The organism is Natronorubrum bangense, assembly GCF_004799645.1.
In the GTDB taxonomy this organism is placed as follows: domain Archaea; phylum Halobacteriota; class Halobacteria; order Halobacteriales; family Natrialbaceae; genus Natronorubrum; species Natronorubrum bangense.
Window position 1 is genome coordinate 67,580 of the sequence record NZ_CP031308.1, and the last position, 14,139, is coordinate 81,718.

A 14,139-nucleotide genomic window follows, 5' to 3' on the forward strand; every position below is an offset into this window, starting at 1 on the left:
CACGGCAAGACGTTCTTTGACCACATGAAGGATTCTGTGAATCAGTGATTCACTGATCGACGTCTTCCTTGGCGAGTTCGCGAATCTTCTCCTTCGTTTCCTCCTGGTGCTCGCCGAACGCTACCTCGAAAACACCGCGGTAGAAGTGCTTGTTTTTCTCCAGCGTGATGTCCTCGCGTTTGAGCTGCTTTTTCAGGCGAGTGAACGTGATCTCGATGTCCTCGCTTTGCTCCGGTTCAACGTATATCGTGGCTGAATCCCAATCTTCGCGGATGTTCAGCGGTTCGTCATCTGTCTCTCCTGCCTCACTGGTCGACGAATCAGTATCGGTCGTGGATGCGGTTCTCTGCTGATCTGATCGATCCTCGGTCGCTGCCGCAGTTTTACGACCCTGTTCTTCCGATTTCTCCGACGTCTCTGTGGTCTCCTCGTCTGTGACCGCGTCCTCCTCTTCCCCTTCGTCTGAAGGATCCTCGAATCGCTCATCCATTCCTCGAGGCATACTTACACCTCCACCTGCGTTTTGTCGAACGCCCGTTCCATCGTTTCTGCAACCTCGAGGAAGATATCGCGCTCTACTTGCTGGTCGTTCGCGTCCTCCCATTCGAAAATATCCCGTCCGTTGTCCCACGCACGCTGGATCGCCACCCGCATCGGGAGTTTGAAAATCGGCGCCATCGACGCGAAGGACTCGTCGAATGCGTTGAGGAATTTTTGTGACTGACCGTCGTCCCGGTACATGTTCGCCAGGAGTCCAACGATTGCGATCTCGATCTGCTGGTTGTCCTCGATGGACTCCAGCTGGTCCCACAGGTCGTCAAGTGCATCCCGTGATGTTGCTTGGGTCTGTGCAGCCAGGAAGACGTTCTGAGCCGCGATGAAGGCCGCGTCCGTCAGGACTGAGAGGTCGGGAGGGCAATCGACTACGATAAAATCGTAGTTGTATCCGTCGTCAACCATCTCTTCGAGGGCGAGTTTCAGCGAGAGACGAGCATTCGCATCGTCCATCCAATCTCGAGCAAGGCCCATGTCCTTGTGACTGGGAATCAGGTCGAAGTTCAGATGGTCGTACTCGTCGGCTTCGATCACGATCTCTGAAAGACTAGTCTCGTGCGTGCGCGGATTGTCGACGAGCACGTCGAGTAGGTTCTCGTCATCGGTGACTAGTGTGTTGGGGAGGTCGTTCTTCGGGCTTGATGGATCATTGTCGTCGCCCGGACCCAGTCCAAGCCCTTTCGTCATGTCGGCTTGTGGGTCCATATCGATTGCAAGAACATCGTGGTTGCGAGTGGCCAGTGCCGCGGCACTGTTGATCGTCGCGGTTGTCTTTCCCGTCCCGCCTTTTTGGTTGCCGAAGGCGATCGTAGGGATGCCAGTCGATGGTGTGACGCCCCATCCACGAGGTGATTCAGTCATAGTTCGATCATTGAATCAATGACTCATAAATCCATGTCAGACACTCAGTTGTGTCTCTCTCAATGCGACTCTGTCGGATATCGGTGCTTGAGGGGCTGAGATGTGTAACCGTCTCTTTTTGGGTGCTGTCTTTGAATCATTGAGTCTGTGATTCAATGATTCACGATATCAGTACTTCACTGATTCATTGATTCAATAACTCCGTGATGCGGGTCTCGTGTTCCTGAGTCCTCAATTCAATACTTCAAACACTCACTGATTCAATGACTCAATGAATCTATGAGTCAGCGACTCTTCGCTCTCCATAACACCAAGTAACTCAATGAATCATGGACTCTTTGATTCTTAACTTCCAGAAGTCAATACTTCATTGAATCTTGACTTTGTAACTCATTGATTCAGTCATCAACCGAGGACAGACATTTGGAATGGCTCGACAGATGGGTTGATGTTACGTTCTCTCTCCGAAGGCTGCGTTGAGTTGGTCTCGCATGAACTCTCGTCGGACTCGACGAGAACGCGAGTCAGACAGGTAATTTTGCATCACTACCTGAGGATCGCTACTACCTTGCTCTGCAGCGATTTCGTCGACACCTTCGAGAACGCCTTCGAGGACTGCTGTATAGGTATCATACCAGAATCGACGACAGAGCTGTGGACTTGGTCGTTCACCCTCGATCCGCTCGGGGAGATCTGCTTCCAATGCAAGATTTTGGAACCAATTCCGGATTGTATCTCGGGTCACGTACGGCGTTTCTCCCTGAGGGGAGGGAAACAAGTATCCAGTCCACGTATCGTCTTCCGCTAGCTCGTCGATTCGGGAGTCGAGCACGTCCATTCCGTACAGGAGAGACACCTCACCGGGCCCGTTCTTGCGGCTCTCGAACGTGATGAAGCGGATGTCGTCTTCGGGAACGTCACGGTGGAACTGCGATACATGGAGTGCGGCGACCTCACTCGCTCGAAGTCCCCAGCCAGCTAACGCCACCACGAGCAGCTGTTCTCGCGTTGTCTCCGACGCCTGCATCAGTTTCCGAATCTGATTCGCTGAAAGCGAAGGTGTGGGTGAATCTTCGACTTCCCACTTGAATTCGTCGTAGAGGCCGCTCGCAGGGTTCATCGAGGCGACCCGTCGACCGACCAGATGCTGATACCAGGCGTCGACGACGCGCCGCACACGCTGGAGGGTCTGGGCGCTGTATTCGCGTTTAGTTCCCTCATTCAACCAGTCGAATGCTGCATAGCACGCGTCAACGGCTTCGTAGTCTGGATTCTCTTGATCTCGTTGAATCGGTGTAAGGAGGTCATCTGTCCCGTTTGCCTCTCGATAAGCACGGACGTAGATATTCAGTCGCGTTCGGAGCGCGTCGACGGATGATGTCGCAAGGCTGTATCGTGATTTCCGCCGGTTGAGGAACTGTTCAAGGGCGTCGATTGTTGCATCATCCGTTGTTGCCCATGTGTAGCCCTCTTCATCACCACCGAGCTCGAGGTCCTCGTTCCAGAACTCCCCGAATGGGCGGTCGTGATGGCGACGGAGAGCCGCGAGGAATGACCGCGCATCGTGATCCCGAAACCACTGGTGGGTCGGCTTCTCGTCTCTCGGATCGATACCCTCTGCTTCGAGACAGGGGGCAATCTCGTCCCAGTACAGGTCCGTGAAGTCCTCGAGCGAGCACGAGGTCCATCGGACACCATCGAATGATGGCACCCGCTCAGCGTCGGTCTTGCCCTCCTGCTCGGCATCCGTTCGACTCATTGTAGCGATCTCTGGGGGACTTGATCGTCTGAAATTTGATCGGTGCAGAATTCGGTTAAAAGCCTAGTCACGGCCCAGTATCGCGATTCTAAGAGTGGCATATTCGAGTCGTTCAGCGTTTCAATCGGATTCCTTATCAGTTTGTGGGTTGGGCAGACCAATTCAGTCTGCTAAACCCACACCAGATCTTATGTGAATATGCCTGTTGGGAATAAACTCTATAACGCTATACTTAATCAGCAACAAATCTGTTTTCCTTGAAGCAACAGTATTGTCTCGGAGTACTATTCCAGATAGATTCATAGTGTTAGATATGCCCGTCGTCTTCGAAAATCCCCAGCCGTCGGATGTTTTGGGCGCCAACACGAATGGACGGAAGATTCTTCGATTCCTCGCAGAAACTTTCGTAGCGTCGGTATATATCCCGTGAATGAGTTAAAGACGTACTGTAGGAGCTCGCCCAACCAAGCTGATGCCAATTGTTTGGTAAGCATTTAGCGCCGAATTGGGAAATTATATCAGCACAACATGACATAGGATATCATAACTCACCTATTACCAATGTCTGAATCCGACCGAATTCGTGAGGCTGGAAGAATTCTCACTGAATTTGATACTGAGCGGTATGAGGTATTTGCAGAGGACGACTCGCAAAACATCGTTACGATTTGGCAACCACGCGGCAGGGTGGAAGACATCACTGTCTTTCCGAAACCAGTCGGTATGCACTCGAAGGCCGAATCGTTCCTCCAGCGGGCGTCCGAAGAGGATGCCCACCTCGCAGCAGCGCCGGAGTGGGCCTACAATATCGATTGGATTGAGGATCATGATGACTTCCTCTTTGCGGATACGGGTCCACTATTTGTCCTTGGGTGCGCCCCCGTTCAAGTAGACGAAATGGAGACCCGGCTCGCCGAATTGAATGAGGAGTACGACTGCTATTCGGCGGAAGGTGAAACTGATGGGAGCCCCGCCGTGCCAGACGAACCGGGAGAATTCGTCACACCGACAATCATTCCAATAGCTGCGAATGCAAGGCGTGGTGAGGGCAAAGACGCGTTATTTGTCCAATTTAAGAACAAGCACATGAGCAGCCGTGCGAATGATGTCGAGCTAAAGAGGCTCTGTGAGGGCACAAAGATCTGGGGCTTCCGCTTTTTGCGCGGTGCTGCCGTTGTTCCGTGGACATGCTCTGATGTAATGCAGAGGGAACTCAAAAATGAGGTTCTTACATTCTGCCAAGACGGTCCCTCGTATTCTGTCCATGTCCAATGCAACCCCGATCCATTCAACAAATCGTGGGTCAACTATCGAAAGGAACTCTTTGAGACGGAAGCTCAGGTGTCGTGTATCGTCGCAAACTGGGGGAGTGTGCCACCGATCGGCCCCTTTGGCTATTCCGGGATCTACACTACAACAGATGATTCAACTACGCTAGAGTCAGAGTACAACGACTCATACGAGCGAGGAGGGTTGGTAGCGACTCAGCCGGACATCGGGTGTGAGTATCTCTGCCTCATCCCGGATGACATCGTAAGTACAGTCATATTCCGACGAAAAACAAACCACGGAACGCCCAGTGGGTCGGCGATGATGGCTGATCTCAAAGTCTCAACGACAGCTGTCTTCGATACAGCTACAGATGAGTACCAACACAAAAATCCGGTCTATCCGGCGCCTGAACCGGATCCCTGCAAAGAGTGGCGAGAGCAGCTTAACACGACCCCACTCAACCGAGAGCTGTTGACCGCACTCCTTCGCGCAGAAATCGAAGCGGGCAGTCTCCCAGAACAATTTCCCACCAACCAGAAAGTTTCTTGGGAATCTGTTGAATCCCTCAACGGCGAGATGTCTGAAGAATTAGGACATCTCCTGGAGAATCACCCACGCCGACGTGGTGCCGGTGAGATAACGCCGAGCACGAGAGATGCGCCTGAAACAATTGCCGAACGGCTAATGGAAGCACTCTCATTTGCAGAGGATGAAGCCGATATTGTCCTCAAGAACGCCTTCGACCGAACCGACGTTCCGGTCAACGCAGAATATCGGGTTGAACAGGTTCCCATCTGTTTGACGACGCTTCCCAACTCAACACCTAACAGTGAGATCGACCGAGCTCGCTGGTTCGTAGAGTGGTTGCGAGTAGACGGAGTCAACTTCAAACCAGTTGCGCTGACTTCTAATTTCAGTTCCAGTAAAGTCAAGACATTGGCCGGATATGAGGACGTCTCTAATATGGTTCGTAATCCAGAGCGAGTCGATGCAACCGATGGATTGGAGGAGATCACGCTATGAACGGATACAATCGCCTTGAACGGCTATACGATGAAGAACACGTAGAACAGGTAGAGGGTTCGGACGAACTTTACAAAATCACACATCCTCGAAGAGGGTACGATGACGAGACGATCCTTGTTCGGTTTATACAACCAGATGATGACTTGGACGAGCTCGAAACGGAAGACAACCGTCAGCTCGAGGTTCTGTTCTATGATAATGAAATTCCGAACCAGTGGAATATCCAGCTCTTCTGGGCATATCCCGAAGAGATGGATATAGACGAATCAAGGCGTACAACGTTCGAGTCTAATACGCGATTTGCGATACGACGTTTTGTCGCTATCGACTCGTTGGATGCGTTTCTGCAACCGCTCCAAACAGTCATTCGAGATCTCGAATCGATGGAAGTCGAGTTCAACCGGGGGGAACTTATCCAGGAGATTCTCGAAGCAGATCTGGGGCTTCTCTTTGAGACCGACTCAACCAACCGGGATGAGCGGCTTGAAAAACTACGCAAAGGAAGTGATTTGGAGGCTGGACCCACGAAACCGAATTTGCCGAAGGGACCTGGGGGAATCATTGACTCAGTAGAATTGGGGCCAGACTTCCGCCGGCCAGCTAGCAAGAGAACGCTGGATGCAAAGCCGTTCACACTTCTCTACGGACGGAATGGGAGTGGCAAGACTAGTCTTCTTGATGCGGCCACGCTTGGAATGGTTGGGCAAGTCCGAGGTGAGACTACTCAGCGGAGCTGGAAATATCGTGACTTGAATGTGACCCTCACAGGCAACGGAGACGGACCGGTCCGGCTTTCGAATGACACGTCCGACGTGGCTGATCGGATCAGCGCTTGGTACGGCTTTCGACCAGAGGGTAAGGCAACACGTCACACCGAGTTCTATCATGTGAATTACCACGAGGCAGGGTCGACTACGCGACTCGCAGAACTCGATACGGACCTGGATATTGAACAAACAATCCGGCGTTCGTTGTACGGTGAGCAGTTGTCGAAGGCCCGTAGTGAAAAAAGAGAGTTGGTAAAAGAAGCCGGTAGCCGGATTGAACAGGAAGAAAAGCGGATTGCGGAATTGACTGCCGAAATCAGAGAACTGGAGAATAAGGCTGATCGAGCAGAGAACTTGTTTTCTACTGCGCGGACAGCTCGCGAAGAACTATCGCCAGGGATGAGAGAACTCATTCCGAATCCTCCGTCGCGCCGCCATGACGACGAAGGAAGTGGGGACTCCAACGAAGAGTGGGTCGATACCTGGACAACCTGGGGTGAACGAGTTGCTAGACTTGACGAGAGCCTTAAGAGTGCGGGCCTGAGCAGCGATGAGCCAAAGACGCCTGAAACGTTAGCATCCGAGCTGGCCACCGAGAGAAACCGAACAGAAACAGCGATTGACAAGCTTGAGGATATTGAAGAGTGGCAAAATAGGCAGAAGCAGCTAAGGGAACTTCAGAAAGAACTTAATAGTACACGCTGGGGAGAAGCACCGCCAACTGTCACATTCGTTGCAACCATCCTCTCAACTGAAGAATTCGAGATTTCAGATCTCCGCGCCATAGAGAAGGCACTCTCTGATGAAGGTCCTGAGTCAGAGGAGTCGCTCGAAAAATGGCGAACACGGGTAACGGCTGTTCTCAAGGAGGAGCTCGAAAGACTCTCTGACAAGAGAGAGGCGATTCGAGAGATTTCTGACCTCCAGGAGAGGCGTGAGGAGCTCTTAGACGAGATCCGCTCACAGACCGAGGAGTATCTTGATATTACTGACGAGGTTGCACACTGTCCAGCCTGTTATGTCGAGCAAACAGAAGCGTCGATTCGAAATCGAGAGCAGCCAGAGGGTCTTCTTTCTTCGGAATCGGGAGTCCCCGATCAGTTACAAGCGGATATCGAACACATTGAAAATGCACTCGAAGTTCTGGACCGACCCACTTGGGAATTGGTAACTGACAAATTCGGGACCCAATTTGGTGATTTTTGTCGTGCTGAAGACTTCTGGGGAGTGTTTGAACGAACAAGTTTTGAATCTCTACCAAGCGTGTCCGACGCTCACGTCATCAGGTTTGGTGAGGCGATCCGACAAAACCCACTCTGGAATCTTAGCAGTGGAGAAGCTATTGAATTAGTGGGGCATAGACATCAGAAAGCCACAGAGAAGTTGGAGTCACTGGAGAAATCCGTCGAAGACTTCGCTAGACCGATTGATGACGTTCAGAAAGCCATTCAGCGACTAAAAGATCGGCGTATAAAGCTTGACGCTGGCATTCAAATCCTCGAGGATCACGCAATCGGAGAACACCAACAGAACGAGTTTCGTGTGGCGGCTGATCGAACAGTGCTGCACACCGCCAAGTCGGAGTTCCAAAGCGATGCGGTCGTAGTTGAGTCGGTCGCGCAGATCAACGAGCAAATCGAGAAAAAGCAAACTGATCTGGATCATCATCAACACAGGAAGGAAGGTTATGAAGACGGCATTGAGCGATTACAAACCGTCTTCGACAAAGCGGGAGGTGACGAGAATCTCACAGCATACGTCCGGGAACATATGTCGGCAATAACGACGCTGTTTCAGGCGTTCCAACGCCCGTATCAATTCAATGAGGTGCAACTCAATGACGACGACGAAGTTCGTGTGATTCGCCGGGGGCAGGATGACCCGAAGCCAGAGCCGATCACTGATATGAGTTCAGGCCAACGGGCTGCCTTAGCACTCGCAATCTTCGTGACGAACAATCTCACCCATGCACATGCGCCGCCAGTGATGCTGCTGGATGAGCCGTTCGCACATCTGGACGATATTAACACGATTTCATTCTTCAACTTGCTCATTGAGCTGGCAACACGCCGAGATGGTGAGCAAGACCGACAAGTGATCTTCGCGACTGCAAATGAGGACATTGCAGACCTGTTGGAGCGGAAGATTGGTGACTCGCCCAAATTTGACCGGACCCCCATTGAGGGATAGGCTCCGGTATCGATTATCCTTGTTACCCTCTGGACACTGAGCCTGCGCACGTGTTTTGTACTCCCACTACCTCACCAGGGCCGATTTTGTGCATTTCTCAGAGGCTATGGTGTTTCTGTGCTGATTCTAGTTTGAGTCGGCTGTTCCGACGACACATTTTTGGAACTCACCTGAGTCTGATAGTCCGTGCCAATTACACGAGCGAAGTCTATCGACTCTCTATACGAGGAATGCAAGGATTCCGACCTTGTGCTCGTGCCGGATGCGCCGATGGCGAGCGCCCTGAACCGGCGTCTTGACCAACCCCACTTCGGGCCGTTCGCGATCACACCACGGCGCCTGGCTGCCCGGCGCCGAGAACAGGCCGAGGATCGACTCGCATTTCTCGAAATCATTCAAACGACTGATCTCAACTGGAAGGAGGCGTCCTATGCGGTCGGGAACATCCTCCAGTGCTGGGAGTACCAGGGGACGGCTGACGCGATTCTGGATTACGAGCAGTTCGCGACGACGGCAACGCACACCGCTGTCGACTGCATAGCAGAGATGGACACGACGTCTAACCGTCTCACTGAGTACAGTATCGAAGCCGACACGTCGGTCGCTGTCGTTGGCTTCAAGCAATTTACCGAACTCGAACGTTCGATTCTTCCCCCAGACTACGAGACGGTTGACCCATTCACCGAGGAGTCATTCGATCATCCACCCTTCCGAATTCTCGACTCACCGGCCGCAATCGTCGACGCGGTCCTCGATACGGTCACACCGGAGAACGCCGACGACGTGGCTGTCGTCCTCGATGCAGCCAGTCAGTATTCCTCGCTGATTGAGTCGGCGTTGGAAGCTGCAGAGATTCCATACTACGGTGGTCCGGGGTTCAATGACGATGCCCGTCACCGCGCATTCCTACAGCTCCTTCGAAGTGCCCACGCTGGCCGGGATACGCGAGTAGGCGACGTTCGACCACTCCTGACCCAGCTCGGGATGCCTGTCGACGTCGAGCACGACGAGAAGCGTCTCTACGACCTTGATCGTCCGGAAGTAGACTGGATCCTTGAGTTCCGTGATAAGATCCGTTCCCGCACATTCGAGGAGGCCATCGGCGAATACGAAGCAGTCACGGACGCCTCTATCGACGCCTTCAGAGAGGAACTCGCGACGCTCGGCCTCCTTGACGACGCCGTCACCGAACCGGCAGTTGACCGTCTCGAGTTCTATCTACAGTCGTACGAAGTGCCTGTAGATCGGGAGAACGAAGGTGTCCTATTGGCAGATGCAAAGTCGGCTGCTCACGTCGACCGCGCCGTCGTGTTCTATCTCGCTCTCGACGAAGGTTGGACACATTCGTCGCCTCGTCGCCCGTGGGTCGACCGAGATCAGGAGTTCGAGCGGAACATCCGACAGTTCCAACTCCTCCTGCAGAACGGTGTCGACCAGTACTACCTCGTGCAGGACACCGACGGTGGAACGCCCGTTACCCCGTGCCTATACTTTGAGGAACTGTTAGACGAGGAGTTCGACCGATTCAGTGACTTGGACTCACTGCGGCACTCGCGGGCGTCTCGAACGACACAGGACGGATTCGAAAAAGAACCACTCGATGTCTCCCCCGAGGAGGTCACCGCACTCAGCCAGTCGAGCCTGAACACCTACGTAAACTCCCCCCGCGATTACTTCTTCAGTCGACTCGTGGACAACCCGGACAAGGATCACTTTAGGGAAGGGAACCTGTTCCACGACTTCGCGGAGTTCTATGTCTCGCATCCGGACGCCATCACGTCTGATACACTCGACGATGTAGCCGCAGCCATTCTCGACGAAGTCGACCCGTTCCTCCGGGGCGTCGACCGGGAGGTTCGGCTCACCAAGTACCGTGTCGGCCTCCAGACCATCGTTGAATTCTTGAATGCAGACTCCCCTCACGGTGACGCTCTGGTGACGCCTGACGGTGGTCGGGGAGAGAACTTCTTCGCCGAGTATTACGACCGCCCCATCGATGCGTCGCACACCGAACGCTGGTTCGAGAACACTGATCTCGGGTTGAAGGGCAAGATCGACCTCGTTCACAGCCCGACCCGACTCCTCGACTACAAGAGTGGCTCAAAGAAGTCAGCATACTCGATTGTAAAGCATTCAGCGCTTGATCCACCGAGCGACAAACCGAACTTCCAGGCGTTGCTGTATCTCGCTCACCAGCGAACTGAGCACCCGGATGAGGAACTGCGATTCACGTTCTTCCACTTCCTCGAAACGCTTGATGATGTGGTGACTGGGAATGATTCTCTCGAAGACTGCCTCACTACGGTGACCTACTATCCAGTCACCTTCGAGGAATACATCGCGAGCCCAGATGTCTTCACCGAACTGCAGGAAGACGCCGCGAACGACTGTAATAAGACCTTCTCGAAGTCGACGTACGAGATCTACCGGGCTGTGTTGGATACGTACGAGTTCCCGGACACCAGCGACAGCGACGAACTCATCGACTCGGAATTCGGCGACGCACTCACCGAGCGATTGGTTGCTGATGTCGGAGACTACAAGTACGTGAAAAAGGGCTGTAAGCAGGCACTGCGACACTTGCTCCGTATTCGCAACCAGAACTATTTCACCGGCGATGTGGATGCATTCGAGCAGTTTGTCCAAGATCGCCTTTCGGAGTTGAACGACCGTCGTGCCGGTGATGAGCGCCTCCCGGTTCAGGGACTCGGCGGCGATCCAAACTATCGGTACGTGGACAACCGAGACTGCATCCTGGAGGGTGGTTCGCGATGACCGCGCCGAACGACCAACAGCAAGACCTGATCGACAGCAAACAGGGAATCCACGTCGTCGACGCCGGCGCAGGGACTGGAAAGACGTTCACCGTCACCCGTCGCTACGCCGAAATCGTCGACCAAGACCATGTCGAACCTGAGGACGTCCTCCTCGTGACGTTCACCAACAACGCGGCGACGGAGATGAAGGACCGAATCGTCGCCCACTGTGACTATGGTATGCGTGAACTCTCGGACGCACCGATCCAGACGTTCCACAGCCTCTGTCACGACATCCTCATGGAACACGGTTTCGAGGCACCGACGCTCCTCGGCATCGACGACCGCATCACGGGGTCCACACGCATCCTCGAAGACGAGAACGTCGAGAAGGCGAAGTTCCGCGAGTTCATCCGTCGGTTCAGCGACGACCATTCCGAGTACGACGACTTCTTCCGCGCTCTCGAGGAACCAGTCGAACTCCTCGGGTTACTCAATCAGCTTGCGGCGAAAGGTGTCTTCCCGACGGCTGATGGCTGGTATCGCAACGGCGAGCGGTATTTGGACGGCGACTTCAAGGCGTTCCGAGAGATCTTCGACGAACTGAATCAGCCCCGAAACGACGGGAACAAGCAGTCCAAGCTTCGCTCGAAACTTGGAGGCTACGGGAACGACAAGTGCTACCTCCCAGACGCACCTGACAAAGAGACGATTCGCGGAGGGTGGGGTGAGAAGCAGGTTCCTGCGGCAGTCGCACGGCTGGTGTTTGACGAACAGCGAGAGGACCTCAAGAACTTCGTTCACGACGTCTACCACGAGTACCTTGAGTTCGCACTCAGCCGGAACTACCTCAACTTCAGCTTTCTTCAACTATTTGCGTTCGTCCTGCTCTGTGACGACCATCGACTCCGCGACGACGCCGCGTTCGAGTACGTGATGATCGACGAGTTCCAGGATTCTAGTGAGATCCAGTTCAAACTCGCACTCCTGCTCGCGGACACGAACAACGTCTGTGTCGTCGGCGACTGGAAACAGAGCATCTACTCGTTCCAGTACGCCGCCGTCGAGAACATCACCGAGTTCGAGTCCCGCCTGGATCGGTTCGTCGACGAGCTCAACGAGGACCACGAACGAGTGTCATGGGCGACCCGCCCGATCATCGATATTGAGCTAGTCGAGAACTACCGGTCGACGCAGGACATTCTCGACTTCTCCGAGCACAGTCTGGTGACGCCCGCGGCGAGCACGGACGACGTCGACGAGACGGCCGTGCAAGATAGAATTGTGTCGCTCTCCTCGAACGCATCGCACGAGAACTCTCAGATAGAGGCGATTCAACACGAAGACGAACACGAAGCCGTTCTGACCAAGATTCAGGAGATTGTCGGGAACGACGCGTATCAGGTCGAGGAGGACGGGGAACTTCGTCTACCAGAGTACGGTGACATCGCCGTCCTCACTCGGACTCGTGACTTCGGCCGAGAACTCCTCTCTGTCGCCGAGGCGTATGGGTTGCCGATGGCGTACGAAGGAGGCATCGAGTTGTTCCGGTCTGACCCGGCGAAGCTTCTCCTGGCGTGGCTGCGAATTCTCGAATCCGACGCGGAGCGAGGATGGGCAGTCGTGCTTGAGGAAGCTGGCTACACGCTCGACGAGATCAAACACGTCCTCGATAGTGAGGAGTATCCCACCAATATGCAGGCGTTCAAGTCGGAGCTTGCGTCACTGGAGACGGTCGGTGGGGTTGCCCAGCGCGTGTTCTCCCAGTACGACTACGACGGGGCCTATGCCGACGTACTGCTGACGACGATTCAGTCCGTCCACAGCGCGACGACATTGACACGGGGTGACCTCATCCGATTCATCGAACGCGGCATCGAGGACGGTAGCACTCACGAGGTCCACGCGAGCGCCGGTATGAATTCGGTGACGGTCCAGACCATCCACGCGGCCAAGGGACTCGAACATCCCATTGTCGTGCTCGCGAACATGAACTCCCATTGCTTCCCACCGTCAGGCGGGAACAGTAACGCGATCACGTTCGACGATCCGATCGGGATCCGCCAGCGGAAACTCTACGCCGACGATCATGGGTATCCTCACATTCACGACAACTGGCGGGCCGACGTCCTTCGAAAGTGCTTGCCGCGTGGATACGACGAAGAGCGACGCTTGCTCTACGTCACGATGACGCGGGCTGAGAGCCACCTCGTGTTCGCTGCAGGCGAGAGCCCGAACTCATTCATTGAAGAGCTCCCGGTCGACCTCGAGGAACTAGAACCCAACGTTCAGGAAGACGATATCGACGAGACGACGCAGGCGCACTTGCAGATTGCTGTGCCGACGCCGGATGGTCCAGTCGGTCACTCGCCGCATACGCTGATGCGTGACGATGTGTTCGAGGATGTCGATGATGGGAGAGGGACAGCGTTCGGAACGCAGACCCACGAGTTCGCTGAGCGGTACGTGCTGGAAGGAGAAGCCGAACCCTCGAACGATGACGAGCGTCACATTAAGTCGTTCATCGACTCGCTTGATGGTGAGCTGCGAGTTGAGGAGGACGCCTATCTCCCGCTCACTGTCGATGACGAACAGGTCACCATCTCAGGAATCGTCGACCTCGTTCACATTCGTCCCGATACCGTCGAGATCATCGACTTCAAAACTGACCTTGGGCGGCACGCCGAGGATGAGTATCGGAAGCAACTCAGCGTGTACTATCACGTGCTGAATGAATGGTTCTCTGGTCGAGAGGTGACCGCAGGGATCTTCTATACTGCACAAGGGGTCCGTGTTGATATTGATCCACTCTCGAAAGCGGACCTAATCGCACTGATTGGTCAAGAACAGCGTCCGGAAGTCAGCGTTGTCGAGTAGTCTTACCGCAAATCCAGATATTCCCTACACAATGTCTTCGAATATGATCGGACTTTGCTCGGGGCCAATTGTTCGA

Annotated in this window: 7 protein-coding genes; 4 read left to right on the forward strand and 3 right to left on the reverse strand. The window is 54.1% G+C overall.

Features of this window, described 5'->3' with window-relative positions:
* Positions 1 to 49: 49 nt before the first annotated feature.
* From DV706_RS20615 to DV706_RS20625, 3 genes are all read right to left on the reverse strand, one after another.
* On the reverse strand, positions 50 to 490 hold the full coding sequence (locus DV706_RS20615; protein WP_006065890.1) for a hypothetical protein: 441 nt from the start codon (positions 488 to 490) through the stop codon (positions 50 to 52).
* A gap of 14 nt (positions 491 to 504) precedes the next feature.
* A complete protein-coding gene (locus DV706_RS20620) occupies positions 505 to 1,416 on the reverse strand; it encodes a ParA family protein (protein WP_006065891.1) in 912 nt (303 codons plus the stop codon).
* A gap of 451 nt (positions 1,417 to 1,867) precedes the next feature.
* Positions 1,868 to 3,175, reverse strand: a complete 1,308-nt coding sequence (locus DV706_RS20625) for a tyrosine-type recombinase/integrase (RefSeq protein ID WP_006065892.1) — start codon at positions 3,173 to 3,175, stop codon at positions 1,868 to 1,870.
* A gap of 561 nt (positions 3,176 to 3,736) precedes the next feature.
* Here DV706_RS20625 and DV706_RS20635 point away from each other — a divergent pair.
* The 4 genes from DV706_RS20635 to DV706_RS20650 all read left to right on the forward strand — a co-directional run bounded on the left by DV706_RS20635 (position 3,737) and on the right by DV706_RS20650 (position 14,063).
* Positions 3,737 to 5,470: a hypothetical protein gene (locus DV706_RS20635; RefSeq protein ID WP_006065893.1), complete on the forward strand. Its 1,734-nt coding sequence runs from the start codon at positions 3,737 to 3,739 to the stop codon at positions 5,468 to 5,470.
* Complete coding sequence (locus DV706_RS20640) at positions 5,467 to 8,430, forward strand: AAA family ATPase (protein WP_006065894.1); 2,964 nt, start codon at positions 5,467 to 5,469, stop codon at positions 8,428 to 8,430. The genes DV706_RS20635 and DV706_RS20640 overlap by 4 nt, the downstream gene beginning before the upstream one ends.
* A gap of 186 nt (positions 8,431 to 8,616) precedes the next feature.
* Positions 8,617 to 11,205, forward strand: coding sequence for a PD-(D/E)XK nuclease family protein (locus tag DV706_RS20645; RefSeq protein ID WP_006065895.1), 2,589 nt, complete (start codon positions 8,617 to 8,619; stop codon positions 11,203 to 11,205).
* The gene (locus tag DV706_RS20650) at positions 11,202 to 14,063 is read left to right on the forward strand and encodes a UvrD-helicase domain-containing protein (protein WP_006065896.1); all 2,862 of its coding nucleotides are present in this window, start codon (positions 11,202 to 11,204) and stop codon (positions 14,061 to 14,063) included. The genes DV706_RS20645 and DV706_RS20650 overlap by 4 nt, the downstream gene beginning before the upstream one ends.
* Positions 14,064 to 14,139: the final 76 nt, after the last annotated feature.

Bases quoted from the DNA above. Each gene is read 5' to 3' on its own strand.
- DV706_RS20615 (WP_006065890.1), bottom strand. From the start codon at position 490: ATGGATGAGCGATTCGAGGATCCTTCAGACGAAGGGGAAGAGGAGGAC.
- DV706_RS20620 (WP_006065891.1), bottom strand. From the start codon at position 1,416: ATGACTGAATCACCTCGTGGATGGGGCGTCACACCATCGACTGGCATC.
- DV706_RS20625 (WP_006065892.1), bottom strand. From the start codon at position 3,175: ATGAGTCGAACGGATGCCGAGCAGGAGGGCAAGACCGACGCTGAGCGG.
- DV706_RS20635 (WP_006065893.1), top strand. From the start codon at position 3,737: ATGTCTGAATCCGACCGAATTCGTGAGGCTGGAAGAATTCTCACTGAA.
- DV706_RS20640 (WP_006065894.1), top strand. From the start codon at position 5,467: ATGAACGGATACAATCGCCTTGAACGGCTATACGATGAAGAACACGTA.
- DV706_RS20650 (WP_006065896.1), top strand. From the start codon at position 11,202: ATGACCGCGCCGAACGACCAACAGCAAGACCTGATCGACAGCAAACAG.